This is a genomic window from Streptomyces sp. CY-1 (assembly GCF_047218265.1).
In the GTDB taxonomy this organism is placed as follows: Bacteria; Actinomycetota; Actinomycetes; order Streptomycetales; family Streptomycetaceae; genus Streptomyces; species Streptomyces niphimycinicus.
This window is the reverse complement of sequence record NZ_CP178393.1, coordinates 7,765,835-7,791,299: the sequence shown is the minus strand read 5'-3', so window position 1 is coordinate 7,791,299 and position 25,465 is coordinate 7,765,835. Positions and strand designations below refer to the sequence as shown.

General features: G+C 72.6%; 21 protein-coding genes. 4 read left to right on the top strand and 17 right to left on the bottom strand.

Translation table 11 applies throughout. The annotated features are described in order from the left end of the window. Nucleotides 1-5: 5 nt before the first annotated feature. The 4 genes from ACK1X7_RS33585 to ACK1X7_RS33570 all read right to left on the bottom strand — a co-directional run bounded on the left by ACK1X7_RS33585 (nucleotide 6) and on the right by ACK1X7_RS33570 (nucleotide 6,110). Entirely contained in the window at nucleotides 6-2,618 is a 2,613-nt protein-coding gene (locus ACK1X7_RS33585) for a [protein-PII] uridylyltransferase (protein ID WP_385156734.1), read from the bottom strand. 149 nt (nucleotides 2,619-2,767) lie between these two features. After that, nucleotides 2,768-3,106, bottom strand: coding sequence for a P-II family nitrogen regulator (locus ACK1X7_RS33580; RefSeq protein ID WP_014055184.1), 339 nt, complete (start codon nucleotides 3,104-3,106; stop codon nucleotides 2,768-2,770). After that, a complete protein-coding gene (locus ACK1X7_RS33575) occupies nucleotides 3,103-4,389 on the bottom strand; it encodes an ammonium transporter (RefSeq protein WP_385156731.1) in 1,287 nt (428 codons plus the stop codon). The genes ACK1X7_RS33580 and ACK1X7_RS33575 overlap by 4 nt, the downstream gene beginning before the upstream one ends. Nucleotides 4,390-4,595: 206 nt before the next feature. Next, nucleotides 4,596-6,110 (bottom strand): hypothetical protein, encoded by a 1,515-nt coding sequence (locus ACK1X7_RS33570; RefSeq protein ID WP_385156728.1) that lies wholly within the window; start codon nucleotides 6,108-6,110, stop codon nucleotides 4,596-4,598. A 451-nt stretch (nucleotides 6,111-6,561) separates the two neighbouring features. Here ACK1X7_RS33570 and ACK1X7_RS33565 point away from each other — a divergent pair, with 451 nt between their 5' ends. Beyond that, the gene (locus ACK1X7_RS33565) at nucleotides 6,562-7,233 is read left to right on the top strand and encodes a bifunctional DNA primase/polymerase (protein WP_059144190.1); all 672 of its coding nucleotides are present in this window, start codon (nucleotides 6,562-6,564) and stop codon (nucleotides 7,231-7,233) included. 146 nt (nucleotides 7,234-7,379) lie between these two features. Here the strand turns inward: ACK1X7_RS33565 and ftsY are convergent, their stop codons facing one another. The 5 genes from ftsY to ACK1X7_RS33540 form a co-directional block, all read right to left on the bottom strand. Continuing rightward, nucleotides 7,380-8,600 carry a signal recognition particle-docking protein FtsY gene (gene ftsY / locus ACK1X7_RS33560; protein ID WP_361502052.1) on the bottom strand — a complete coding sequence of 407 codons (1,221 nt, stop codon included), beginning with the start codon at nucleotides 8,598-8,600 and terminating at the stop codon, nucleotides 7,380-7,382. Between the two features lie 35 nt (nucleotides 8,601-8,635). Then, nucleotides 8,636-9,286, bottom strand: coding sequence for a response regulator transcription factor (locus ACK1X7_RS33555; RefSeq protein ID WP_361502055.1), 651 nt, complete (start codon nucleotides 9,284-9,286; stop codon nucleotides 8,636-8,638). A gap of 89 nt (nucleotides 9,287-9,375) precedes the next feature. After that, nucleotides 9,376-11,508, bottom strand: coding sequence for a sensor histidine kinase (locus tag ACK1X7_RS33550; RefSeq protein ID WP_390791908.1), 2,133 nt, complete (start codon nucleotides 11,506-11,508; stop codon nucleotides 9,376-9,378). A gap of 1 nt (nucleotide 11,509) precedes the next feature. Beyond that, nucleotides 11,510-11,818, bottom strand: coding sequence for a hypothetical protein (locus ACK1X7_RS33545; protein ID WP_385145814.1), 309 nt, complete (start codon nucleotides 11,816-11,818; stop codon nucleotides 11,510-11,512). Nucleotides 11,819-11,954: 136 nt separating this feature from the next. Then, nucleotides 11,955-12,353, bottom strand: coding sequence for a hypothetical protein (locus ACK1X7_RS33540; RefSeq protein WP_385145816.1), 399 nt, complete (start codon nucleotides 12,351-12,353; stop codon nucleotides 11,955-11,957). 203 nt (nucleotides 12,354-12,556) lie between these two features. On the opposite strand from ACK1X7_RS33540, the gene ACK1X7_RS33535 reads away from it, so the two are divergent. After that, entirely contained in the window at nucleotides 12,557-13,543 is a 987-nt protein-coding gene (locus tag ACK1X7_RS33535) for an LLM class flavin-dependent oxidoreductase (protein ID WP_361502064.1), read from the top strand. A gap of 43 nt (nucleotides 13,544-13,586) precedes the next feature. Here ACK1X7_RS33535 and ACK1X7_RS33530 read toward each other — a convergent pair whose 3' ends face one another. From ACK1X7_RS33530 to ACK1X7_RS33515, 4 genes are all read right to left on the bottom strand, one after another. Beyond that, nucleotides 13,587-15,005, bottom strand: coding sequence for a sugar porter family MFS transporter (locus ACK1X7_RS33530; protein WP_385145818.1), 1,419 nt, complete (start codon nucleotides 15,003-15,005; stop codon nucleotides 13,587-13,589). 216 nt (nucleotides 15,006-15,221) lie between these two features. Further along, nucleotides 15,222-20,006, bottom strand: coding sequence for an AAA family ATPase (locus tag ACK1X7_RS33525; RefSeq protein WP_413116061.1), 4,785 nt, complete (start codon nucleotides 20,004-20,006; stop codon nucleotides 15,222-15,224). 239 nt (nucleotides 20,007-20,245) lie between these two features. Then, a complete protein-coding gene (locus ACK1X7_RS33520; protein WP_014055172.1) occupies nucleotides 20,246-20,455 on the bottom strand; it encodes a hypothetical protein in 210 nt (69 codons plus the stop codon). A 372-nt stretch (nucleotides 20,456-20,827) separates the two neighbouring features. Next, a complete protein-coding gene (locus ACK1X7_RS33515) occupies nucleotides 20,828-21,109 on the bottom strand; it encodes an acylphosphatase (RefSeq protein WP_014055171.1) in 282 nt (93 codons plus the stop codon). A 191-nt stretch (nucleotides 21,110-21,300) separates the two neighbouring features. Between ACK1X7_RS33515 and ACK1X7_RS33510 the strand changes: the two genes are divergently transcribed. Continuing rightward, a complete protein-coding gene (locus tag ACK1X7_RS33510) occupies nucleotides 21,301-22,227 on the top strand; it encodes a CAP domain-containing protein (protein ID WP_385145822.1) in 927 nt (308 codons plus the stop codon). A 146-nt stretch (nucleotides 22,228-22,373) separates the two neighbouring features. Further along, a complete protein-coding gene (locus ACK1X7_RS33505; protein WP_385145824.1) occupies nucleotides 22,374-22,850 on the top strand; it encodes a winged helix-turn-helix transcriptional regulator in 477 nt (158 codons plus the stop codon). Here the strand turns inward: ACK1X7_RS33505 and mutM are convergent. From mutM to ACK1X7_RS33485, 4 genes are all read right to left on the bottom strand, one after another. Then, nucleotides 22,766-23,698, bottom strand: coding sequence for a bifunctional DNA-formamidopyrimidine glycosylase/DNA-(apurinic or apyrimidinic site) lyase (mutM, locus tag ACK1X7_RS33500; RefSeq protein WP_385145826.1), 933 nt, complete (start codon nucleotides 23,696-23,698; stop codon nucleotides 22,766-22,768). The two genes, ACK1X7_RS33505 and mutM, sit on opposite strands and share 85 nt — an antisense overlap. Nucleotides 23,699-23,819: 121 nt before the next feature. Further along, nucleotides 23,820-24,656: a ribonuclease III gene (gene rnc / locus ACK1X7_RS33495; RefSeq protein ID WP_390791911.1), complete on the bottom strand. Its 837-nt coding sequence runs from the start codon at nucleotides 24,654-24,656 to the stop codon at nucleotides 23,820-23,822. A 19-nt stretch (nucleotides 24,657-24,675) separates the two neighbouring features. After that, nucleotides 24,676-24,849, bottom strand: a complete 174-nt coding sequence (rpmF, locus tag ACK1X7_RS33490) for a 50S ribosomal protein L32 (protein ID WP_009714764.1) — start codon at nucleotides 24,847-24,849, stop codon at nucleotides 24,676-24,678. Nucleotides 24,850-24,851: 2 nt separating this feature from the next. Further along, the gene (locus ACK1X7_RS33485; RefSeq protein WP_385145830.1) at nucleotides 24,852-25,442 is read right to left on the bottom strand and encodes a YceD family protein; all 591 of its coding nucleotides are present in this window, start codon (nucleotides 25,440-25,442) and stop codon (nucleotides 24,852-24,854) included. Nucleotides 25,443-25,465 lie beyond the last annotated feature (23 nt).

Genomic DNA, 25,465 nt, shown 5'->3' with positions numbered 1-25,465 from the left:
GAGTCTCAGGCGCCGGACGGGCTGGTCAGCGTCTGCTCGACCTTTTGGGCCACCTCGGCCGCGTGCATGGGCTTCAGGGGGGCGCCGGAGCTGTCCGTGACATAGAACGCATCCACGGCGTTGGCGCCGAGGGTGGAGGCGTGGGCGCTGCGTACCGCGACGCCGGTGTCCTCCAGGGCACGGCCGATGCGGTGCAGCAGGCCGGGGGCGTCCTGGGCGCGGACCTCGATCACCGTGGCCAACTGGGAGCTGCCGGGTGCGACCGTCACCCGTGGTGGCGGGGCGTGCACCCCGCGGCGGCGGGGGTACTTGCGGTAGGCGGCCTCGCGTTCGGCGAGGCGGGCGACGATGTCGAGGGAGCCGTCCAGGGCGCGGAGCAGGTCGTTGCGCAGGCGGGCGGCCTGCGGCAGGGAACCGTACTCGGCCGCGACCCGCCAGCTCAGCAGCAGCACCCCGGCCGCCTCGCCCGCCGCGTCCAGCTCCGAGGGCAGCTCGAGGGCGCGCAGGTCCGCCGCGCGCACCGTAAGGCGGTGCAGGGCCAGGACTCCGGCCGCCGTGGGCAGGACGCCGGGCTGGTCGGGGACGGCGATGAGCAGTTCCACGCCGATCGGCTCGGGGGCGGTGGTCCCCTCCTCCGGCGGTCCTTCGGTGGCGGCCGTAAGGAGGCCATCCGTGAGGTCACCCGCAAGGAGGCCCGCCTCGCTCGGTGCCATTGCCTCGGAGCGTGCGTGCAGGGCCAGCACCGGGCCGCCGGTGCGCCATGCCTCGATCGCGAGGCGTTCCTGTTCGGCCGTGGTCTGCTGCGGGGTGGACCAGTCGTCCGCGGGTTCGCCCGCGAGCACCGCCGAGACCCGTTTGACCAGGTCGGCGACGAGGGAGCCGCGCCAGGCGCTCCAGGCCGCTGGGCCGGTGGCCAGCGCGTCGGCCTCGGTGAGGGCGTGCAGCAGTTCCAGGGTGGTGGCGCCGCCGACGGCCTCGGCGACCGAACGCACCGTGGCCGGATCGTCCAGGTCGCGCCGGGTGGCGGTCTCGACGAGCAGCAGATGGTGGCGTACGAGGGTGGCGAGGACCGCGACATCCGCGCGGTCGAAGCCGATGCGGGCGGCGACATCGCGGGCGATGGTCTCCCCGGCCACCGAGTGGTCGCCGGGCCAGCCCTTGCCGATGTCGTGCAGCAGCGCGGCGACCAGCAGCAGATCGGGGCGGCCGACCCGGCGGCTGAGCGCGCTGGCCCGGACCGCGGTCTCGACCAGATGCCGGTCCACCGTCCAGCGGTGGACGGCGTTGCGCTGCGGACGGCAGCGCACCCGCTCCCAGTCCGGCAGCAGCCGGGTGATCAGCCCCTCGGCCTCCAGTGCCTCCCACACGCCGACGGTGGACTCGCCCGCGCCCAGCAGCGTGATCAGTTGCTCCCTGGCCTCGGGCGGCCACGGCACGGGCAGCGGCCGGGCGGCGGCGGACAGCCGCCTTACGGCGTGCGGCGACAGCGGAAGTCCGGCCTGGGCGGCGGCCGCGGCGGCCCGCAGGGTCAGCACGGGGTCGCGGTCGGGGCGGGCGGTACGGGCCAGCACCACCTCGCCGTCCTGTTCCACGACGCCCTCGGCGAGCGGGCTGCGCTCCCCCGCGTCCGCGCCGCCTCCGGCGCCCCCACGACCGCCCGAGCGCCCGCCGAGGCCGCCGAGCAGTCCGCGCAGCCGGGGCCGGGCGGCCGAGCGGGCGCGCAGCACCCGCTCGACCTCGCGCCAGGTGACATCGCTCGCGTAGGAGATGATCCGGGCGGATTCGTAGATCTGGCGCAGCAGGGCGTCGGCGTCCAGCAGTCCGAGGGCACCCGCGACCTGGTCCTGTTCCTGGAGCGCGAGACGGTCGGTGGCGCGGCCGGTGGCCAGATGGAGCGCGTCGCGGGCGTCCAGCAGCCGCCGCCGCGCGTCGTCGAGGCCCTCGCGGGGGGCGTCGGCGAGCCAGGAGGCGGCGATGGCGCGCAGCGCGGTGGCGTCGCGGAGCCCGCCGCGGGCCTCCTTCAGATCGGGTTCGAGCAGGAACCGAAGCTCACCATGGCGCTCGGCGCGCTCCTGGCACAGCGCGTGGAGGTCGGGCAGCCGCCGCGGGGCCTGGGCGCGCCAGTCGGCCAGGACGGTGCTGCGCAGATCGGCGGTGAGCGCCTGGTCGCCCGCGATGTGGCGGGCGTCGAGCAGGCCGAGCTGGACCTTCAGCTCCTCGGCGGCGGTCGCGCGGGCCTCGTCGGGGGTGCGCACCGAGTGGTCGAGGGCGAGGCCCATGTCCCAGACCGGGTACCAGACGTGGTCGGCGAGGGCTGCGAGGGCCGAGCGGTCGGCGGAGCCGTCGTGCAGCAGCAGCACATCGAGGTCGCTGCGCGGGGAGAGTTCGCCGCGTCCGTAGCCGCCGACCGCGACCAGGGCGACGCCCCGGCCGATCCCGGCGGTCTGCGCCCCGCCGGTGAGCAGCGCGGCCAGCCACTGGTCGGTGAGTTCGGCCAGGGCGGAGCGGCGCGGCGGCCCGGACCGCGACCCCTCCTGGAGGAGTCGCAGCCTGGCCGCCGCATAGCCGCCGGGCCCCGAGTCGGTGGTGTCGGTCGTGGTCTCGAGGCTTTCCGTCAACTCGGCTCCCTGTCAGCGTGCGACTGGTTGTCCGGCTCGTGCCGGGCCCTCGGAGGGCGTACGGGCTCCGGTCCTCGGAGCCCGTCCCGGCCCCGGCCCTCGAAGGGCGCCCGGGCCGCGGCCCTCGAAGGGCATCCCGGCCCCGGCCCTCAGAGGGCGTCCGGGCCGCGCTCCCCGGTGCGGACCCGGACGGCGGTCTCCACGGGGACGCTCCAGACCTTGCCGTCCCCGATCTTTCCGGTGCGGGCCGCCTTGACCACGACATCGACGAGATCGTCGGCGTCCTCGTCCTCGACCAGCACCTCTATGCGCACCTTGGGCACCAGGTCGACGGTGTACTCCGCACCCCGGTAGACCTCGGTGTGGCCGCGCTGACGGCCGTAGCCGCTGGCCTCGGTGACGGTCAGGCCCTGGACGCCGAACGCCTGGAGCGCTTCCTTGATCTCGTCGAGCCGGTGCGGCTTCACGACTGCGGTGATGAGCTTCACGCGTCCACCTTCTTGTTGTGCGGCTTCTGCGGCGCGGACGCGCCGGTCGCGGCGGGCACCGTACTACGGGCGGATCCGCCCACCGCGCTGAAGTCATAGGCGGTCTCGGCGTGGAACGCCTGGTCGATGCCGCCCAGTTCCTCGTCCTCACTGGCCCGGAAGCCGATGGTCACATCGATGAGCTTGGCGAGGATCCAGGAGACGACGAAGGAGTAGAGCAGCACCGTGAAGGCGCCGAGCGCCTGCTTGCCCAACTGGGCCGCGCCGCCGACGCCGTCGGTGGCCAGGACGCCGACCAGGAGGGTGCCGATGACACCGCCGACCAGGTGCACCCCGACCACGTCGAGCGAGTCGTCGAAGCCCAGCTTGTACTTGAGGCTGACGGCCCAGGAGCAGACGACACCGGCCACCAGGCCGATCACGATGGCGCCCCAGGCGTTCACCGCCGCACCCGAGGGGGTGATGGCGACCAGGCCCGCGACCGCGCCGGAGGCGGCGCCCAGCGTGGTGAACGCGCCGTGCCGGATGCGCTCGTAGGCGAGCCAGCCGAGCATCGCGACACCGGTGGCGACCTGGGTGTTGAAGGCCATGTTGGCGGCGGTCCCGTTGGCGGCGAGGGCGGAGCCGGCGTTGAAGCCGAACCAGCCGAACCACAGCAGACCGGAGCCGAGCATCACCAGCGGCAGGTTGTGGGGGCGCATCGGGTCCTTCTTGAAGCCGATGCGCTTGCCGAGCACCAGGGCCACGGCAAGGCCCGCGGCGCCCGCGTTGATGTGGACCGCCGTGCCGCCCGCGAAGTCGATGACCTCCTTCTTGAACAGCCAGCCGTCGGCCTGCCAGACCCAGTGGGCCACCGGGAAGTAGACGACCGTGGTCCACAGGGTGATGAACAGCGCCCAGGAGCCGAACTTGACGCGGTCGGCGACGGCTCCGCTGATCAGCGCGGGGGTGATCACCGCGAACATGAGCTGGAAGAGCGCGAAGGCCAGCACCGGGATCGCGTCGGGCTTCTCGCCCCACAGCGAGGTCGGCTCGATGCCCTTGAAACCTATGTGGTCGAGATTGCCCAGCAGCCCGCCGCCGATGTCATCACCGAAGGTGAGCGAGTAGCCGAACAGCACCCACAGCAGCGAGACGACGCCGAGCGAGATGAAGGACATCATCAGCATGTTCAGGGCGCTCTTCACCCGCACCATGCCGCCGTAGAAGAAGGCCAGGCCAGGGGTCATCAGCATCACGAGCGCGGCGCTGATCAATACGAACGCGGTATTTGCGCCATTCAATGTGGACGTCTCCTCGAAACGACGGCCCTGCGGGCAGGACATCGGGGGGCCGGTATTCGCCTCGAGGTTGGCGCAGCACCGTTTCAGCCGATGCCGCCCGATGTTTCACCGCAGTGACGAAGGCCGCGGGAGTGTTACGTACCGATGAACCGCGGCTGTCAGGGCGGAGCGCTCCGTTATCGTGTCGCAACCACCGCCGGGACCGCTCAGACGGCCTGGCCGGGCCCCGCGGCCCCTGGCGTATCGGGCATGAGGGTGGCCAGCCGCTCGCCGAGATCGGCGATCTGCGGCACATCGCCGAACTGGCGCACCGCCGTGTCCACGGTCTTGCGCAGCCGGTTGTTGACCCGCTCCGAGCGCACCCGCTTGGCGAGCGGCAGCGCCAGGCGGGCGACCCCGGCGGCCTGCTCGGGCTCCTTCTGGAGGAGATGGACGGTGGCCATGCCGATCAGGTTGAGCGCATACGAACGCTGGGGGCCCGCGTCGCTCTCCGTCTCCTGGCCGAAGAGCTTCACGGCCTGCCGCATCACCGGGTCGGCCATCTTGGCGTAGGTGGGGCTGCGGCCGGCGACATAGGCGAGATCGCGGTAGGAGTGGGCGTTCTCCGCGTTGAGCTCGGCCTCGGAGAAGAAGCGGATCCAGTCGGGGTCGCCGTCGCCCTTGGCGCAGTCGGCGAAGGTGTCCTCGGCCATCTTCACCGCGCGGTGGCATTTGCTGGGCTGGCCCATATTGGCGTAGGCGCGGGCCTCCATCGCATACAGCATGGCCTGGGTGCGCGGGGTGGCGTTCTCCCGGCTGCCGTACTGCGCGAGGTGGATCAGCTCCAGCGCGTCATCCGGCCGGCCGACGTGGATCATCTGGCGGCTCATACCGGAGAGGATGTACGAGCCGAGGGGGCGGTCGCCGGACTCCTTGGCGGCGTGCAGGGCGAGCACGAAGTACTTCTGCGCGGTGGGCTGGAGCCCGATGTCATAGCTCATCCACCCGGCGAGTTGGGCGAGCTCGCCCGCGACCTTGAACAGCCGCCGGGAGACCGCCTCCGGATGCGGCTCCTGGAGCAGGTCGGTGACCTCGTGCAACTGGCCGACCACCGCCTTGCGCCGCAGCCCGCCGCCGCACTGGGCGTCCCAGGCGCGGAACATCACGATGGTGGACTCCAGCAGCTCGAGCTCCGGCTCGGAGAGCCGGGAGACCCGGCGCGCGCGGCCGGCGTCCGCCGCCCTGGCGCCGCCGGGCTGTCCGCTCGTGGAGGGCACCAGCCAGCGCTGCATCGGCTCGATGAGGGCGGGGCCCGCGGACAGCGAGAGCGAGGTGCCGAGGAAGCCGCGGCGGGCGAGCATCAGATCGCTGCGGGAGAACTCGCCGATCAGCGCGACCGTTTCGGGCCCGGCCCAGGGAAGATCCACACCGGACACGGACGGTGACCGGTGGACGGCGCGCAGCCCGAGGTCCTCGATGCCCACCACACAGCCGAAGCGCTCGGAGAACAACTCGGAGAGAATCTGCGGAATCGGCTCCCGGGGCTGCTCGCCGTCCAGCCAGCGGCGCACCCGCGAGGTGTCCGTGCTGATGTGATGGGCCCCTAACTGCCGCGCCCTGCGGTTGACTTGGCGCGCCAGCTCCCCCTTCGACCAGCCGCTGCGCACGAACCACGACTGCAATTGCGCATTGGGGCGCTTCCCAGCACCGCCGCCGCCGTCGCCCACCCGGAACGCCCCCATCCCACGAATCTTCCCGAACCGCCACCAGAATGCCTTCTGTCACGGTCAGTTGTCCCCGGGATGCGGCGTATCAACCGTCCCGACAGGGAACAGCCACATGCCAGGGGCATGTACCGATCCGTACTCCGCCCGTCGTCAGCTCGCATTCGAGCGAGCACCACATCCAGGGACTGTGCACTGAAAGTAATCCTACGATCACGCCCCCGGCGAGGCGGTTCGTGAAAACGCCACCATTCGCCACCCCTTCGAATGAACCCGGTTACCGGTTCGCACGATTCACTTGACACCGGGGCGACGGGAAACAGGTGAAGGGGTGCAGGCGGGGGCGCACGGGTCGCGTCTCACCACCTGCGTCACATCGGAGCGCACTCTGCCGCGCCTCCTTGGCGACGGAGCGTCATCGTGACGTTCCGGCTCGTAACCATCCAGAGCGGGACCCGTTGGAGGGGGCATGGGCTTCACGATCGGCGGCAACCGGGACATGCGGTCCGGCTCACGGCGCCGCGGCCGTACGTCCGAGTCCACGACGGTGGCGGAGTACACCGGTCTGTGGGGCTGGGACGTGGTGCCGGGCGCGCGGGCGGCACGGAGCTCGGGGGGCGGCAGAAACGAATGTTCATGCGGTGACCACGGCTGTCCCTCCCCCGGCGCGCATCCGCTCTCCTTCGCCCCCGGCGTCCCGGCGGGCGCCACGCTGGACGCCGCCGCGGCCGCGTGGGAGCAGGTCCCGGGGGCGGCCGTGCTGCTGCCGGTGGGCCGCTCGTTCGACGTCCTGGAGGTCGCGGAGTACGCGGGCGGACACGCGCTGGTCCGGCTGGAGCGGATGGGGCTGCCCCTCGGCCCGGTGGCCGTCACCCCGCACGGGCGCGCCCAGTTCTTCGTCGCCCCCGGCGCCGCCGCCGAACTCCCCGAGCTGCTGTACCGCATGGGCTGGGACGACGCCGACCTCGATCTGCGCTGTCTGGGCCCGGGCGACCACATCACCGCCCCGCCCTCGGACCTCGGCGGCCTCGGACCGGTCCGCTGGCTGCGCCCGCCGACCCTCGACACCGCGGGCCGCCCGCCGCACGCCCGGCTGGTCCTGGGCACCCTCGCCTATCTGAGCCACCGGGCCGGGGCCTGAGGCGGCTTTCCGCTTACCCGAACGCCCCGTACGCGGGCGCTGTGCCCGTACGCGGACGCCGTTGAAAGCCGTACACGAACGCCGGACGGGCCGGGAGTCAACCCCGGCCCGTCCGGCGCGCTACAGGTGATCCCCCCACCACGGCCTCAGCCGCCGATCAGCGCGTCGACGAACGCCTCCGGCTCGAACGGCGCGAGATCGTCCGCGCCCTCGCCCAGCCCCACCAGCTTGACCGGGACCTTCAGCTCACGCTGGACCGCGACGACGATGCCGCCCTTGGCGGTGCCGTCCAGCTTGGTCAGCACGATGCCGGTGATGTCCACGACCTCCGCGAACACCCGCGCCTGAACCAGGCCGTTCTGCCCGGTCGTGGCGTCGAGGACGAGCAGCACCTCGTCCACCGCGCCGTGCTTCTCCACGACCCGCTTGACCTTGCCCAGCTCGTCCATCAGACCGGTCTTGGTGTGCAGCCGCCCGGCGGTGTCGATCAGGACGACGTCCGCGCTCTCCGCGATGCCCTCCTTCACCGCGTCGAAGGCGACCGACGCCGGGTCGCCGGCCTCCGGCCCCCGGACCGTACGGGCGCCGACCCGCTCGCCCCAGGTCTGCAACTGATCGGCGGCGGCGGCGCGGAAAGTGTCGGCCGCGCCGAGCACCACCGACTTGCCGTCCGCGACGAGCACCCGGGCCAGCTTCCCGGTCGTGGTGGTCTTACCGGTGCCATTGACGCCGACGACCATGACGACGCCCGGCTTCTCCTCGCCGTTCGCGCCCACACCGCTCTCGGTGTGCACCGAACGGTCGGCCTCGGTGCCGATGAGGCGCAGCAGTTCCTCACGCAGCAGACCGCGCAGCTCCTCCGGGCTACGGGTGCCGAGCACCTTGACGCGCTCCCGCAGCCGCTCGACCAGCTCCTCGGTCGGCGCCACACCGACATCGGCGGTCAGCAGCGTGTCCTCGATCTCCTCCCAGGTGTCGTCGTCGAGGTGCTCCCGGGACAGCAGCGTCAGCAGCCCCTTGCCCAGAGTGGTCTGGGAGCGGGACAGCCGGGCGCGCAGCCGCACCAGCCGGCCGGCGGTCGGCTCCGGGACCTCGATCGGCGGAACCTCGGGCGGGGCGGCGGCGGGTGCCTCCGCGGCCGGGGCCTCGGTCCCCGGAAGGTCCACCTCCTCGATGGTTCTGCGTGGTTCCTCACGCGGGGTTTCGGCCTCCTCGCCGACGTGCGGTTCGGCGGGCGGCGCGGTGACGGTGGGGCTGCTGGGCGGGGGCGGGGGCAGCCGCTTCTTCTTGCGGCCGCTGATCACGAGCCCGCTGATCGCGGCGACCGCGACCACAGCGATGACTACGGCAAGGATGAGGTATTCCATAACGCCCCCCAGTATCAGCCACGAGGGGGAGCGAGTCATTCGCCTCCCAGCCCGGCCTGCCGGGCACGCACGATCGCCTGGGCGCGGTCGCGCACTTGGAGCTTGGCGAAGATCGAGCCCACGTGATTACGCACCGTCTTGTCGGTGACCACCAGCCGCTGGGCGATCTGACGGTAGCCGAGACCGGCCGCCAGCAGATCCAGCACCTCCCGCTCCCGGGCCGTCAGAGTCGGGAACGCCTCCTTGGCCGACGCCGAACCCGAGGCGCCGACCAGCGCGCCCAGCCGCTCCGCCATCCGCGGGCTGAACACCGCGCCGCCCCGCGCCACGGTATGCAGCGCCCGCAGGATCTCGTCCCGGCCCGCGCCCTTCAGCAGATAGCCGCGGGCCCCCGCGCGCACCGCGGCCAGCAGGCTGTCGTCGTCCTCCGACATCGTCATGACCAGCACCCGGATCTCGGGGTGATCGCACAGAATCCGCCGCGTCGCCTCCAGACCGGACCGGCCCGGCAGCCCGAGATCCATCACCACCAGATCCGGACCGGTGCGCACGGCCTCGGCTATCGCCCCGTCCGCGCAGGCCGCCTGACCGACTACGGCGAACGCGTCATCGAGATTGACGGCGGCGGCCAAGCCCTCACGGAAGAGGGGATGATCGTCCACCAGCAGTACCCGCCACTGCCCCACGCTTACGGCTCCCTTTTTCTTTTGAGGCTCGGTTCGCCTCCGGCCGGAAGACCCCAGCACCCGCGGGCCCCATGCCGCCCCATGCCGCCCTAAGGCGCCCGGCTCATCGGTCTACTCGTCTTGAGCAGCGCCCGGCACGCCTCGTGCCCCGTGGGCTTCCGGTGCTCCTCGGGGTTCCCGTGTTCGCCCGGTCCGGCGAGTGGCAGCACCGCGTGCACCACCGTGCCCGTCGCCGATCCGGTCACCGAGCAGGAGCCGCCGATCTCCTCGGCCCGTTCGGTGACCGACGCGAGGCCGACCCCGGGCACCGCCGTCTCGCGCAGCCCACTCCCGTCGTCGGTGACCTTGACCTCCAGGGTGTCCGGGCCCGCGGTCAGCTCGACGCTCACCTGGCGCGCCCTGGCGTGTCGTACGGCGTTGGTCAGCGACTCCGCGGCGATCCGGTACGCGGCCGTCTCCACGCCGGGCGACAGCGGGGGCAGTGCCGCGGGACGGCTGGCCACGCCGACCCGTAGCCCGGCGACGCCCAGGCGGTGTGCCAGGTCCCGGACCGCACCGGCCAGTCCGCGCTCGGCCAGCGCGGCAGGCGCCAGGCCCGCGGTGATCCGCCGCACCTCCACCAGCGCCTCGGCCAGCGTCTCGGCGGCCTCGCACAACTGCGGGGTGGCGGGGTGGCCGGGCGGGCAGGAGGTCTGCGCGATGTCCAATCGCAGCCTTACGGCGGCCAGTTGGGGGCCGAGTCCGTCGTGGATCTCCCGGCGCAGCCTGCGGCGTTCCTCCTCGCGGGCGAGCACCAGCCGTTCCCGGGCGGCCTGGGCCTCCTCGGCCAGGCGCAGCGCGGCGAGCGCGGGGGCGGCCTGGTCGGCGAGGAGGGAGAGCAGTCCGCTGTCGCGTTCCGCCGGGGTGCCGGAGCCGTCGCGGGGGACCTCCAGGCGGCCGACGGTGCGGCCGTGGTGGCGCAGCACGAACGTCTGGACCGGGCCGGTCAGCGGGGCCCCCTCGGAGGCCAGCCGCCGGGGTCCGGCGCGGGTGTCGACGCTGACGGCGGCGCCCGAGACGCCGAGGTCCTCCACGGCGCTGCGGCAGATCTGCTGGGGCACCTCGCCGGGGTGCGGGGCCTGCTGGAGTCTTACGGCGAGGGCGCTCACGGCTTCGTGCGGGCGGGCCCGGGGCCCATAGAAGGCGCGCTCGACGCAGAGGGTGAGCCAGCGGGCGCTGGGCCGCAGCCCCCAGCCCAGCACCAGGGCGCACCCGGCGGTGACGGTGGTGGCCCCGCTCCGTACGGAGGGGAGCCCGGCCTGGACGGCGACGACCGCACAGACCACCACGGCCGCCAGTGAGGTGAGCACGAAGGCGCGGGCGAGGCGGTGGCTGGTGGAGCGGTCCAGCCGCCATATGCCGGTGCGGGCGACGCCGAGGCAGATCGCGGCGGCCCATACGGCGCTGCCGACGGTGCGGGCCACGATGGTGGGCACGCCCTCGCCCCACTGGGACAGCAGGAGCGAGACACAGGCGGGATAGGCGGCGGCCAGCAGCGCCCAGTCGCGCCGCTCGGCGCCGCGCGAGAGGGCGGCGCGGCAGCACAGGGCGGCCGTCACGGCCGCCGCGACACTGCGCAGCACCCAGGGTTCGGCCTCGGCGTAGGTGTCGAGGTGGTCGAAGGCCCACTGGCCGCCCGCGGTGGCGAACGCCGGGTTGAGCACGGTGCCGACCCGGGGCTCGCTGATCATCCACAGCCCCGCGTACCCCAGCCAGTAGCCGGACGCGCCCAGGCTGATCACCCACCACTGCCACCGCCGGCGCCCGCCCCGGGGGAACAGCCACAGGGGAAGCAGCAGCACGGTCAGCGGGCGGCAGGCCATCTTGGCGGCGGCGAGCAGCAGGGACAGCACGGCGCCGGTGGTGCCCAGGTCGGCCAGGCCCAGCAGACCGGCCGCGGCCGAGGGCAGCAGCCACAGGCCGCCGGCCACCAGCAGGACGCCGCCGTAGCGCCGGGCCTCGCGCTCGGCCAGCAGCAGCACGCCGACGCCCAGCACCGGGACGCCCACGGCGACCCGGGTCAGCACGGTGGCGCCCCGGGGGTGGGGATAGGCGAGCGCGAGCCACTGGTCGTTCACCCTCAGCATCCCGGCCACCCATCCGGCCAGGACCACCACGATCAGTGCCGATACCCCGCCCGCGGCACGCACGGCGCGGTCCTTCGGCAGTGCGGCATGTCGCATCTCAGCCGGCGGCCGGCCCGGCGGTCAGGGCGTGTGCCACGCCGGAGCCGCCGCTGGCCCACAGCGTGACGTAGTTGTCGTTGCGGCCGGGGCGGCACTTGTACTCGTCCCATTTGTGCCGCTCGATGCCTGCCTTGCCCGCGCGCTTGCAGGCCGCGGTGGTGTCGTAGTGCCCCGCCTCCCGCCAGGCGGTGTCTCCGGAGGTGGCGGCCGGGGAGGAGGCGGTGGCGGGCGAGGAGGCCGCGGTCCACACGACGGCCCCGGCGCTCAGGCCGAGTGCGATCGCCGTGCGGATTCGGGTAGGGCGCATGGTCGTTCTCCTTGGTCTCGCCCGTGCCCTACCCGCCGCCGCGGCCGTGAAGTGCGCGGATGCCGCGGCCCACCCGAACCGGTGACCTTCTAGCACCCCCGTTCCGTATCCCGTCGGCGGCGCCGGCGCCGGATGCTCACCGGACGAGCACCAGGACGGCGACGGCGATCGTCTCGGCCTCCTCGTAAGGCAGTCCGAAGCGCATCAGGGTGAGCATGATGGGCTGCGCCGCCCAGACCTCCAGCGTGTCCAGGAAGTTGGCGAGCCGGTGTGCGTACCGGCGCACCATCGCGGTTTCCCGGGGGCTCAGCCGGCTGAGCAGCTTGGCCAGCAGCGCGCCCCCGTGGTGCAGGGCGGTCACCAGCAGCCGCTGCCGGATGAGCCGCGCGGCCTCGGGGTCCGGGGCGGCGCCGGAGAAGAGCGCGGCCTTGGCGGATTCCAGGTCCCCGGGGTCGCCCGCGGTCAGCCGGACCCGGTTGATGAGGTCGTCGATGTCGGCCGCGGTGATGAGTGATTCCCCCGTGCTGATTGTCACGCACCCCTCCTCAGTTGGCGTTGTGGGCTGCGGCCCATGGGGCGGGCCGACCCTCACAATCGGCCGCCCCGCGTCCCAGGCACATGAGTCATCCGCCCCGGCCGTGCCCGGGCGGTGGGCCGAACGGCCCATGCGGGTGGTGATTTGACGGTCCGTCAGTTACGGTCCGGCTGCCACAGCCGCGACGAAGGAGGACATCCGCCATGCCGGTCACGGTCGTACGCCTCAACCTCGTCGATCCCGACGCGACCCCGCGCAGCCTGTCCGAGCGGTACCGCGCCGCCCTGGAGATGGCGGCCTTCGCCGATGAGCGGGGCATCTCCACTCTCCAGACCGAGGAGCACCACGGCTCCCCCGACAACTGGCTACCCGCCCCGCTGCCCTTCGCGGGCACGCTGCTGGGCGCCACCCGCCGGATCACCGTCACCCTCTCGGCGCTGATCGCGCCGCTGTACGACCCGCTGCGGCTGGCCGAGGACCTCGCCGTGCTGGATCTGGCCAGTGGCGGGCGGCTGATCACGGTGGCGGGGATCGGCTACCGGCCGGAGGAGTACGCGGCCCAGGACAAGGACTGGAAGCGGCGCGGGGTGCTACAGGACGAGGCGCTTGAGACGCTGCTCGCGGCCTGGACTGGCGAGCCCTTCGACTACCGGGGCCGCACCGTCCGGATCACCCCGCGCCCGTACACCCGGCCGCATCCGCCGCTGCTGGTCGGCGGCAGTTCGCAGGCGGCGGCCCGGCGCGCGGCCCGCCTCGGGCTGCCGTTCTTCCCGAGCGCGCATCTGCCGGAGCTGGAGGCGTACTACCACGCGCGGCGGGCGGAGTACGGCACCGAGGGCTGGTGCCTGATGCCCCCGGCGGCCACCCCGCTGCTTCATCTGTCCGAGGACCCGGACCGGGCCTGGGCGCGGTACGGCACCCATCTGCTGTACGAGGCGCGCAGATATGCCTCCTGGCAGCAGGGCACGGTGCGCTCGGCGGTGCGCTCACGGGCCGATGATGTGGCGGCGCTGCGCCGGGAGGGCGTCTACCGCATCGTGACCCCCGAGGAGTGCGTCGCGTACGCGGCGGAGGGCGGCGAGATGGCGAGCCTGGTGCTCCATCCGCTGTGTGGGGGGATGCCGGTCGAGGAGGGCTGGCGGTCGCTGCGGCTGTTCGCGGAACGAGTGCTGCCCCGCCTCAAGGACTGAGGCGGGGCAGCTTCTCCTGTGCGAGGAGTGGGCGGCGGGGGGGTCAGCCCATCTCCTCCAACGCCTTGCCCTTGGTCTCCGGCACCCACTTGAGGATGAACGGGATCGAGAGCAGGGCGAAGGCTGTGTACATGACGTACGTGGCCGACAGGTTCCAGTCCGACAGGCTCGGGAAGCTGGCGGTGATGGCCCAGTTGGCGATCCACTGGGCGGAGGCGGCGACACCGAGGGCCGCGGCGCGGATCTTGTTCGGGAACATCTCGCCGAGCAGGACCCAGACCACCACACCCCACGAGAGGGCGAAGAAGAGCACGAAGGCGTGGGCCGCGATCAGCGCGAGGACACCCTGGGCGTGCGGCAGCTTGCCGTCCACCAGATGGGCCGAGAAGGCCCAGGCCACCAGGCCGAGGGAGACGGCCATGCCCACGGAGCCGATGAGCGCGAGCGGCTTGCGGCCGATCCGGTCGACGAAGATCATCGCGATCACGGTGCCGAGGATGTTGATGATCGAGGTGGTGAACGAGTAGAAGAACGAGCTGCTCGGGTCGACGCCGACGGACTGCCACAGCGTCGAGGAGTAGTAGAACGCCACGTTGATGCCGACGAGCTGCTGGAAGACCGAGAGGCCGATGCCGATCCAGACGATGGGCAGCAGACCGAACCGGCCGCCGAGGAGGTCCTTGAAGGTGGACTTCTCCTCACTGCGCATGGCCCGGTCGATCTCGGCGACCCGCACATCGAGGTCCACGGTCCTGCCCTCGACCTCTTCGAGGACCTTCTTGGCCTGCTCGGTCCGGCCGACGGAGATCAGGAAGCGGGGCGACTCGGGGATGGCGAAGGACAGCAGCCCGTAGAGGACGGCGGGGATGACCATGACGCCGAGCATCCACTGCCAGGCTTCCAGGCCGGCGATCTTGCCGCGCTGGTCGCCGTCGGCGAGGTTGAGGATGCCCCAGTTGACGAGCTGGGAGATGGCGATGCCGACGACGATCGCGGCCTGCTGGAACGAGGCGAGCCGGCCACGGTAGGCGGGCGGGGCGACCTCGGCGATGTAGGCCGGGCCGATCACCGAGGCCATGCCGATGCCGATACCGCCGAGCACCCGCCACATCGCCAGGTCCCACAGCGAGAAGGGCAGCGCCGAGCCGACCGCGCTGATCGTGAAGAGGGCGGCGGCGATCTGCATGACGCGGATCCGGCCGATCCGGTCGGCTATCCGGCCCGCGGTGGCGGCGCCGATGGCCGAGCCGATCAGGGCGATGGCCACGACCTGGGCGAGGGCCGCGGAACCGATGTCGTACTTGCCCCGGATGGCTTCGACCGCTCCGTTGATCACCGAGCTGTCGTAGCCGAAGAGAAAGCCACCCATCGCGGCGGCGGCGGTGATGAAGATGACATGGCCGAGGTGATCCGGCTGGGCCTTGCGGCCCTCGGCTCCCTCTGCCTGCACGGTGGTGGACAACGTGAACTCCTGACGCCCGCCCGGCAACGCTGCCGGACGTGGGGGGACGGCTGGCCCTTCCAGCGGAGGCTGCTGAGGCGTCGACCACCACTTGAAGGTAAAAGCAACGTTGCAGAGACTATTCCTTCAAGTTTCGAAGTCAATAGAGTGTGACGAAGAAATCGTTGCAGCATGCCGACACGCAGGGGCATGTCTTGACTTCAAGTATTGAATCGGTCACCGCAAGCGCTGGCTGATGACCTTTGAGACGCCGTCACCCTGCATGGAGACGCCGTACAGCGCGTCGGCGACCTCCATCGTCCGCTTCTGGTGAGTGATCACGATCAGTTGGGAAGCCTCCTGAAGCTCCTGCATGATCCGGATCAGCCGCTGGAGATTGGTGTCGTCCAGCGCCGCCTCGACCTCGTCCATCACATAGAACGGGCTCGGCCGCGCCTTGAAGATCGACACCAGCAGGGCCACGGCGGTCAGCGAGCGCTCACCGCCCGACAGCAGCGACAGCCGCTTGACCTTCTTGCCCGGCGGCCGTGCCTCCACATCCACGCCGGTGGTCAGCATGTTCTCGGGGTCGGTCAGCACCAGCCGCCCCTCCCCGCCCGGGAACAGCCGGGAGAAGACGCCCTCGAACTCGCGCGCCGTGTCCCGGTACGCCTCCGTGAAGACCTGCTCGACCCGCTCGTCCACCTCCTTGACCACCTGAAGGAGATCGGCCCGGGTCTTCTTGAGGTCCTCCAGTTGCTCGCTCAGGAACTGATGCCGCTCCTCCAGCGCCGCGAACTCCTCGAGCGCCAGCGGATTGACCTTGCCGAGCTGCTGGTAAGCGCGCTCCGCGGCCTTCAGCCGCTTCTCCTGCTGACCCCTCACGTACCGCACCGGCTGGTTGCGCGGATGTTCGGGATCCTCCGGCAGCACCTCGCCCTCGGCGGGCGGGGAGGGCGGGACGAGCTGGTCGGGGCCGTATTCGGCGATCAGCCCGGCCGGTTCGACGCCCAGCTCCTCCAGCGCCTTGCTCTCCAACTGCTCGATCCGCATCCGCTTCTCCGCCCCCAGCACCTCGCCCCGGTGCACCGAGTCGGTCAGCTTGTCCAACTCGCCCTTGAGGTCGCGCCCCTGGCCACGGGCGGCGTCCAGCTCCCGCTCGCGCTCGGCCTTGGCGCGCTCCGCGGCGTCCCGCTCCTGCCCGGCCCGTACCAGCGACACCTCGACATGCGCGAGCAACTGACGGGCGCCGGAGGCCACGGCGGAGGCCACCTGGGCCTCATGGCGCAGCCGGGCGCGCAACTGCTCGGCGCGGGCCCGGGCCTCGCGCTCGGCGCGCGCGCCCCGGTCGAGCGCGTCGGCCCGCCCCGCGAGCCCCTTGACGCGCTCCTCATGCGTACGGACCTGGAGCCGCGCCTCCATCTCGGTCTGCCGGGCGTTGGCGCCGTCGGCCGCGAGCCGGTCCCGTACGGAGGTGTCGGGCTCCTCTTCACCCGGTTGCTCCTCCGCCACCGCCAGCCGCTCGGCCAGCTCCTCCGCCTCCTCGGTCGCCCGCTCCAGCGCCTCCTCGGCCCTGACGACGGCCGCGGCCGACCGCTCGGCCTCCCCGGCGGCCCCGCGCGCCTGCCCGGCCAGCCGGCCCAGCGACTGCGCGACCCGCGACTTCTCCCGGTCCGCCGCGCTCCGGCGACCCGCCAGCTCCTCGACGAGCGCCAGGCACTCGGCCCGCCGCTCCTTTGCCGCACGCTGCGCCCCGGCCAGCTCCTCGCACCGTACGGCGAGCCGCTCCAGCTCCGCCGCCGCCTCGTCGACGGACGCCTGCACCTCCAGCAGTGAGGGCGCCCCGGCGGACCCGCCCTGCGCGAAGTGCGCCCCGAGCAGATCGCCCTCGGCGGTCACGGTCGTCAACTCCGGCCGCCGCGTGAGCAGTTCCTCGGCCTCCGCCAGCGTCCCGACCACCACCATGCCGTCGAGCAACCGCCTTACGGCGGGCAGCAGCGAGGCGGGCCCGGCCACCAGATCCGCCGCCCACGGGGATTCCTCGGCCGTCGCGGCCTTACCGGGCTCATCGCGACTGACGGCCCCCTCGGGCACGGCGCCCGGCGCGGTCGCCTCTCCCCCGGCGGGATGCGGCACCCGCGCGGAAACGGCCGACGCGGACGGCCCACCGACGGCGGCGACGGTGGCACCGGGGCGCGAAGCGGCGGGGGCGCCGTCAGACGCCGTATGGGGATCGCGGCCCTCGTCCCCGGACGCCTCCGGCCGCGTACCCGGGACCACGGGCCGGTCGGCCTCGGGCCGCGCGGACGCGCTCGCGGCACCCGTGTCACCCCGGCTCGCGGTATCGGCGGCGGCCTGCGGCGCGCTCGGGCCGCCGGACCCCGACTCGGTACCCCGGGAGTCCGCCCCGCCGGGCCGAGAGCCGTCAGCGGAGCCGGAGGACCCGGCTACCGCACCGTCCGGGGACCGCGTGCCCGGTACGGCGGCGGCCCCGTCGCCCGCGTCGGCGGACCTACCCGCCCAAGCGTCCGGCGGGGGCGCCGCAGCCGGGGAACCCGCCCCGGCCGTGGGCGCTTCGGCCTCCGCGCCCGACACCCCGCCCGACACCCCGCCCACTTCCGAACCGCCGCCGGGCTCCGGCCCGAAGGCGGGAACAGGGGAACTGGTCGCCGCCGGGGCAGCGCCCTCGGCCGCCGGGGCAGCGGCCGATCGCGGCGGGGTCACCTGCCCCGGCTCACCCGGCACGACCCCCTCGGCCCGCGTCTCCGGCACGAGGGCGCCGCCCGGCGCCGATTCTCCGGAGGCGGCACGCGGGGCCGGTTCACCGGAGGCGGCGCGCGGGGCGGACTCACCCGAGGCCGCGCGGGAAGCGGGCTCACCCGAGGCCGCGTACGGCGCGGGCTCACCTGAGGCCGCGTACGGCGCCGGTTGACCAGAGGCCGCGTACGGTGCGGACTCACCGGACCCGGCGCGCGCCATGGGCTCACCCGAGGCGGCGCGCGGCGCCGGTTCACCAGAGCCCGCGTGCAGTGCGGACTCACCGGAGGCTGCACCCGGCGCCGGTTCACCGGACGCGGCGCGCAGTGCGGGCTCACCGGACGCGGCGCCCGGCATGGGCTCACCCGAGGCCGCGTACGGCGCCCGTCCACCGGAGGCGCCGCCCGGCGCGGACTCACCGGAGCCCGCGCGCGGGGCGGGCTCACCCGAGGCCGCGCGGGAAGCGGGCTCACCCGAGGCGGCGTGCAGTGAGCCGGAATCGCCCGGCTCCACAGCGGCGCCCGGACGCTCCGCTCGGTCGGGGGTGGCCGTGGTCAGGAGGAGCGCGGCGCGGCCGGCGTCGTCGGTGCGCAGGAGGCGGATCGCCTCGGCCGCCGCGCGGGGGCCGGTGACGGCGATCGCGTCGGCGGCGGCGCCCAGGGCCGCGGCGACGGGGACCTCGAAGCCGGGAGTGACGGTGAGGAGTTCGGCGGCGGGGCCCAGGAGTCCGCCGAGCCGGTCGGCGGCGGCCAGCAGGGCGCCCGTGCCGTCCTTACGGCGCAGACCGAGGGCGAGGGCGTCATGGCGGGCGGAGGTCGCGGCGCGCTCCCGCTCGGCGGCCGTCGCGGCCTCGCGGGCCGCGCTCAGCGCGGTCTCCGCCTCGGCCAGCTCGCGCTTGGCGGCCTCATGGCGCTCCGCCAGTTCCGCGTCGTCCGCGTCGAGTCCGTCGACCTCCGCCTTGAGCTGTTCGTACTCCTCCTGTGCGGAGACCGCCCGGGTCTGTGCCTCGTCACGGGACGCGGCCAGCCGCTCGATCTCGGCGCGCGCCGAACCGGCCCGACTACGGGCCGCGTTCACCTGGCCCTGGAGCCGGGCGAGCCCTTCGCGGCGGTCGGCGATGGCGCGGGCCACGTCCTTCAGGCGGCGCTCCTCGTCGGCCAGGCTGCGTTCGAGCTCGGCCCGGTGCGCCACGGTGTCCTCCAGCGCCCGGCTCGCCGCCTCCAGGGCGGCCTCCAGTTCGGCCTCCTGCTCCCGGATGCGGGCCGCCTCGCGCTCCATGTCCTCCGGGTCGCGGCCGCGCCGCTCCTCCGCGGGGGCGGAGGTGGCACTCTTGACCCGGGCGTCCGCCAGGCTGATCGTGCCGCGCACCCGCTCGGCGAGCTGCGAGAGCTCGTACCAGGTCTGCTGGGCGTCCCGGAGCCGGGGCGCGAGCCGCCGCACCTGCTCCTCCAGCGCCGCCTCGCGCTGCTGGGCGGTCCGCAGCTCGGCCTCCGCGGCCTCCTTACGTCGCTTGAGCTCGGCCTCGTCGGCGATCTCGGCGCGCAGCGCCTCGCGCAGGGTTACCAGGTCGTCGGCGAGCAGGCGCAGCCGGGCGTCGCGCAGATCGGCCTGGATGACGGCGGCCCGCCGGGCCACCGCGGCCTGCCGGCCGAGCGGCTTGAGCTGGCGGCGCAGCTCGTCGGTGAGGTCCTGGACGCGGGCGAGGTTGGCCTGCATGGCGTCCAGCTTCCGCAGCGCCTTCTCCTTGCGCTTGCGGTGCTTGAGGACGCCCGCGGCCTCCTCGATGAAGGCGCGGCGGCCGGTCGGGTCGGCGTGCAGCACCCCGTCGAGCTGGCCCTGCCCGACGATGACATGCATCTCACGGCCGATGCCGGAGTCGGAGAGCAGCTCCTGGATGTCCAGCAGCCGGCAGGTGTCCCCGTTGAGCTGGTACTCGCTGCCGCCGTTGCGGAACATGATCCGCGTGATGGTGACTTCGGCGTAGTCGATGGGCAGCGCGCCATCCGCGTTGTCGATGGTGAGCGAGACCTCGGCGCGGCCGAGCGGGGGACGGCCGGTGGTCCCGGCGAAGATGACGTCCTCCATCTTGCCGCCGCGCAGGGATTTGGCGCCCTGTTCGCCCATGACCCAGGAAAGGGCGTCCACGACATTGGACTTGCCCGAGCCGTTGGGGCCGACGACGCAGGTGATACCCGGCTCGAACCGGAGCGTCGTGGCGGAGGCGAAGGATTTGAACCCTCGCAGGGTCAGGCTCTTGAGATGCACGCCTTTGGACTCTACCCGCCGCCCCTCTTCCGGCACCGTCCCGTGACGGTGGCGCCGCGCTCCCGTCCCGGCTTTTTCTCGGTTTCAGCAATGATCGGTTTCACCGCTGGGAGAGAGGGGCACATCAGTCGGTAAGGGTGGCTCGGAGACCACTTGGGGATACGACGAAGGGACGCCGAGGCGTCCCTTGAAGATTCTCAAGCGGCTGACGATGCAGCCCGACCGGCCCTTGGGCTGGGTCAGGCGAGCGCAGGCTCCGCCTGGGATACGTCGATGCTTTCGAGCAGCGAGTCGCCGTGGTAGTGAGCGGCGGCGGACAGTGCGTCGTTCTCGGCCTGAATCCGGACGAGCTCGGATTCGAGGTCCTGGACGCGCTGCTGAAGCCGTCGCATCTCGGCGAGGACTCGGGGGTCGGAACCGCCGACGTAACCGAGAAGCGCCTTTGCCATGATGGATGGTCCTCCACACTGAGTGACCGACCGAAGCGGTCTGGGTCGTGAGGGATTTGCACCCGCGTTGCCTGCCGAATTACTACCGTGCTGCGCGGCAAACAGTTAAGGTGCGCGGGGCTTCCAGCGTCTCACCAATTGGTTTGAGGGTCAACACGATCACATGCCGACGGGGCCGCAGGGGTCGAGAGCACACGGGCGGCGGACTGCGCCCACCCCTCTCCAGATGACCCATGGCGGTCGGGGATCTTCCGTGACACCGCAGCCTTCCACGGCGCGGCGCCGTTGGCAACCATCAGCCGATTTCTGCTCACCGTGCGCAGGGAAGGCATGGTCGGCGGGGTACCGCGGAGGGTGCCTCCGGTGAGTTGATCAACGGATTTCGAAGGTGCCGTAACCCCCGCGCGGTGTGTCCCAGATCTCGGTGATTCCCTCGACTTTCCCGGGCGTGTCGCCATCCTGGAGCCATTCGAGTAGCTGTTCGCATTCCGCGCGCGGGCCCTCCGCGACCACCTGCACCCGCCCGTCGGCGAGGTTGGAGGCAAAGCCGACGAGGCCCCCGATACGCAGTGCGTTGGCCCGGGTGTACCAGCGGAAGCCGACGCCCTGGACATGGCCGCGGACCCACACGGTGAGGCGGACTCTCTCGTTCATACGCGCACGCTAACCCCACGCGCGAGCAGGCGCTAAACCATCCAATTCGCAACTGTGCACGCGCGTTGGGGCCCGGATGGCGTACAGTCCCGGCTCAACGAGACTCACCCACACGAGTGATACATGGCTCGCGCACACGAGTGACACATTTAGAGCGACTTTTGACGCCGAGCACACAAGGAAGGCAGGAGATGGGCCGCCATCGACGATCTGCCCCCGGGGCCGTGGCGCACGACGCCATCGCAGGCCGCCACCGGGGACCGCACCGGAGCCCCCTCGCTCCGGTCCGGACCGGACTGTTGGGCGTGTCCGCCGCCGTCGCGGTCGGCGCGGTGGCGATGGCCTCCGGACTCGTTCCGGGAGACGGCTACAAACTGGGCGGGGGCAATGACTCCGCCGGACAGGTCCAGGCGGGCGGTCCCACGGACTCGGGCCTGGAGACACAGGGCTCGCAGTCCGCGGCCCCCACCGACCGCAGCTCGGTTCCGCCCAGCCGCGGCGACGACCGTCCTCACGCACCCTCCACAACTCCCTCCAGGACCCCCTCCAAGCCCTCCGGTACCCCTTCCACCACACCGCCGGAGCAGCCGGGGTCCTCCGCGCCCTCCGGGAACAACGGAAACGGTGGAAAGGGCGGAAACGGCAAGGGCGGTTCCAAGGGCAACGGCCACGGCAAGCCGTCCCGTACGCCCACGACGGAGCCGACCGCACCCGCGCCCCCGGCGGAGTCGGCCGGTCCCGAGACCGCCTCGGAGACCGAGGTCCTCACCCTCGTCAACAAAGAGCGCGAGAAGGCCGGCTGTGGCCCCGTGACGGCCGACCCCAAACTCGCCCAGTTGGCCGAGGACTTCAGCGAGGACATGTCCCTGCGCCAGTTCTTCGACCACATCAGCCCCGACGGCGACAGCCCCTGGGACCGCGCCGAGAGCGCGGGCATCCTGGACCTGGGCGGGGAGAACATCGCCCGCGGCCAGTCGGACGCGCAGGCCGTCATGGACTCCTGGATGAACAGCTCCGGCCACCGCGCCAACATCCTCAACTGCTCGTTCAAGCGCCTGGGCGTCGGCACCCACTTCGGCACCGGCGGCCCCTGGTGGACCCAGGACTTCGGCTACTGAGCCGCTGAGCGGGCGATCGCGGCCCGTCACCCGCCAAGCCCGGGGCGTATGCGTACGCCCCGGGCTTCGCATACGTCCGTAGCTGCATACTCACTATGCGAAAGCGCAGCCCGGGAGTCAGCGCTGAGTGCGCGTATGGTGTGTGCATGGACTGTGAACGCACTGGCGCGGCGTCCTCCACGGCGGACGCGGCGGACAACCTGGCCTTCGACGTGTTCGCCCGCGCCTGCCCCTCGCGCGGCACGCTGGAGCATGTCACCGGAAAATGGGGCGCCCTCATCCTGACCGCGCTCCACGAGAGCACCTTCCGCTTCAACGAGCTGCGGCGGCGGGTCGACGGCGTCAGCGAGAAGATGCTGTCGCAGACGCTGCACGCGCTGGAGCGCGACGGTCTGGTGCACCGCGAGGCGCAGCCGACCAACCCGCCCCGCGTGGACTACCGGCTGACCCCGCTCGGCGGCGAGGTCGCCGAGCGGCTGCGGGCACTGATCGATCTGGTCGAGGACCGGATGCCCGAGGTGCTGACGGCGCGGGAGCGCTACGACACGGTGCGCGCCGAGAGCGGCGAGGCGGCCGGGCGCGAGGCCGGCCGGGCCGCGATGGCCGGGCGCGGCGGGCGCTGACAGCGCGGGCAGAAGAAGCTGGAGCGGTTCATCCAGGGGCGGCGGCGCATCGCGGTGCCGCAGCGGCGGCACGGCTCGTTCTCCCGGCCGTACGCGTCCAGGGAGCGCTCGAAGTAGCCGGACTCGCCGTTCACATTGACATAGAGGCTGTCGAAGCTGGTGCCGCCGACGGCCAGCGCCGCGGTCATCACCTCGCGCACATGGCCGAGGAGTTCGGCGGCGCGCGGGCGGGCGAGGGTGGCGGTCGGCCGGTCGTAGTGCAGCCGGGCGCGCCACAGCGCCTCGTCGGCGTAGATGTTGCCGACCCCGCTGATCAGCGACTGGTCCAGCAGGGCGCGCTTGATCGTGGTGCGGCGGCGGCGCAGCGCGGTGTGGAAGGCCGCCTCGTCGAAGGCGGGGTCCAGCGGGTCGCGGGCGATATGCGCGATGGCGTCCGGCAGCCCCTCCAGATCGCCGGGGACGGTGTCGTGCAGCGAGAGCCCGCCGAAGGTGCGCTGGTCGACGAAGCGCAGCTCGGTGCCCGCGTCGTCGGCGAAGCGGACCCGGATGCGCAGATGCTTCTCGTCGGGGGCCTCGGCCGGCTGGACCAGGAGCTGCCCGCTCATCCCGAGATGGGCCAGGACCGCCTCGGCGGCGGCGTCATCGTCGAACGGCAGCCACAGGTACTTGCCGCGGCGGCGGACGATCCCGGTGCGGCGGCCCCTGAGCCGGGCCGCGAAGTCCTCCGGGCCGCCGAGGTGGCGACGGACCGCGCGCGGATGCAGCACCTGGACCTCGGCGACCGTACGGCCGCTGACCCAGCGCTCCAGTCCGCGGCGGACCACCTCGACCTCGGGCAGTTCGGGCAACGGGGGCCTCCTCGGCCTTGAGCCCTCACCGCCCCCGGGCGGAACGGCCGGGCGAGCCGTCCGCCGCGGGGGCGGTGAGAGGTGTTACGGACGTGACGGACGGTACGGCGGGGAAGGGCGATCAGCGTGCCGATGAGGCCGTGTCGGCGGCGGCTCCGCCGTCCGCCGCCGTGCTGGCGGTTCCGGCGTCGGCCGCCTTGGCCTTCGCCTGAGCCTCGTCGGCAGCCGCGCGAATCGCGCGCCAGGCGGCCTCGGCCGCCTGCTGCTCGGCTTCCTTCTTGCTGCGGCCGGTGCCGGTGCCGTACGCGACACCACCGACGCGGGCAGCAGCCGTGAAGGTCTTCTCGTGGTCGGGCCCGGTCTCGGAGACCAGGTACTCCGGGACCCCGAGCCCCTCGGTGGCGGTCAGCTCCTGGAGGCTGGTCTTCCAGTCCAGGCCGGCGCCGAGGTTCGAGGACTTCTCGATCAGCGGGTCGAAGAGCCGGTGCACCAGCTCAGCGGCAGCGTCGAGCCCCCGGTCGAGATAGACCGCGCCGATCACCGCTTCAAGGGTGTCGGCGAGGATGGATGCCTTGTCCCTGCCCCCGGTGCCCTCTTCGCCCCGGCCGAGCCGGATGAAGGCGCCGAGATCCAGACCGCGGCCCACTTCGGCGAGCGCGCGCGAGTTCACCACCGCGGCCCGCAGCTTGGCCAGTTGGCCCTCGGGCAGGTCGGGGTGGATGCGGTACAGCGTGTCGGTGACCACCAGGCCGAGCACGGAATCCCCGAGGAATTCCAGCCGCTCGTTGGTGGGCAGCCCGCCGTTCTCGTACGCGAAGGAGCGGTGGGTCAGCGCACGCACCAGAAGGGCGGACTCGAGCTGGTACCCGAGCCGCCCTTCCAGGATCGTGTGAGACGAGGCCGTGTCCGCCTGGGACGCTTCACCGCGCTTACGCGGAGGCGTAGTGGCGTCTGACATAGAGCCTGTCACCCGCCGATCAGACCTCGAGGACCTGGCGGCGGTTGTAGGTGCCGCAGCTCGGGCACGCGATGTGCTGCTGCTTCGGCTCGTGGCAGCGCTCGCACGCCACCAGGGTGGGGACCGCAGCCTTCCACTGCGACCGGCGGTGGCGCGTGTTGCTGCGCGACATCTTCCGCTTCGGAACAGCCACGGCTACTTCTCCTGTGGGTCATCCCCGCGCTCGCGGGGTGCGTTGTCCTTCTCGCCGTCCCTCATGGTCTCGGCGAGTCCTTGCAGCGCCGCCCAACGGATGTCGGCGGCATCGTGGTGGTGGTCGGGGTCGTCCGCGAGGCGGGCGCCGCATTCGGCACACAGCCCCGGGCAGTCCTCCCGGCACACCGGCTGCAACGGCAGTGCGAGCACCACCGCGTCGCGCAGCACGGGCTCGAGGTCGAACAGGTCGGCCTCGAGGAAGAGCCTGTCCTCCTCCTCGGCGTCGTCGCCGGTGTCCGCGTCGCGGCTCCGGTCGTCGGCGTCGGGGTAGGAGTACATCTCCTGGAAATCCGCTTCGAGCTCTCGCCCCAGCGGCTCCAGACACCTTACGCACTCCCCTGTCAGCGGTGCACGGGCGGTGCCTGTGACAAGCACCCCTTCCATGACCGACTCCAGGCGGAGGTCCAGCTCGACGGTCGCGCCTTCCGGCACCCCGATGACCTCGATGCCGAGGTCCTTCGGCGCCGCCACGGAACGGGAGATCCTTTTCAGCGCACCAGGACGACGGCCCAGCTCGCGCGTGTCGAACACGAGAGGGGCACGGTGGTCGAGGC

Excerpts from the sequence above, each read along its gene's own strand:
- ACK1X7_RS33570 (WP_385156728.1), bottom strand. The coding sequence starts at position 6,110 with ATGGGGGCGTTCCGGGTGGGCGACGGCGGCGGCGGTGCTGGGAAGCGC.
- ACK1X7_RS33565 (WP_059144190.1), top strand. The coding sequence starts at position 6,562 with ATGGGCTTCACGATCGGCGGCAACCGGGACATGCGGTCCGGCTCACGG.
- ftsY (WP_361502052.1), bottom strand. The coding sequence starts at position 8,600 with ATGGAATACCTCATCCTTGCCGTAGTCATCGCTGTGGTCGCGGTCGCC.
- ACK1X7_RS33550 (WP_390791908.1), bottom strand. The coding sequence starts at position 11,508 with ATGCGACATGCCGCACTGCCGAAGGACCGCGCCGTGCGTGCCGCGGGC.
- ACK1X7_RS33545 (WP_385145814.1), bottom strand. The coding sequence starts at position 11,818 with ATGCGCCCTACCCGAATCCGCACGGCGATCGCACTCGGCCTGAGCGCC.
- ACK1X7_RS33535 (WP_361502064.1), top strand. The coding sequence starts at position 12,557 with ATGCCGGTCACGGTCGTACGCCTCAACCTCGTCGATCCCGACGCGACC.
- ACK1X7_RS33520 (WP_014055172.1), bottom strand. The coding sequence starts at position 20,455 with ATGGCAAAGGCGCTTCTCGGTTACGTCGGCGGTTCCGACCCCCGAGTC.
- ACK1X7_RS33515 (WP_014055171.1), bottom strand. The coding sequence starts at position 21,109 with ATGAACGAGAGAGTCCGCCTCACCGTGTGGGTCCGCGGCCATGTCCAG.
- ACK1X7_RS33510 (WP_385145822.1), top strand. The coding sequence starts at position 21,301 with ATGGGCCGCCATCGACGATCTGCCCCCGGGGCCGTGGCGCACGACGCC.
- ACK1X7_RS33505 (WP_385145824.1), top strand. The coding sequence starts at position 22,374 with ATGGACTGTGAACGCACTGGCGCGGCGTCCTCCACGGCGGACGCGGCG.
- rnc (WP_390791911.1), bottom strand. The coding sequence starts at position 24,656 with ATGTCAGACGCCACTACGCCTCCGCGTAAGCGCGGTGAAGCGTCCCAG.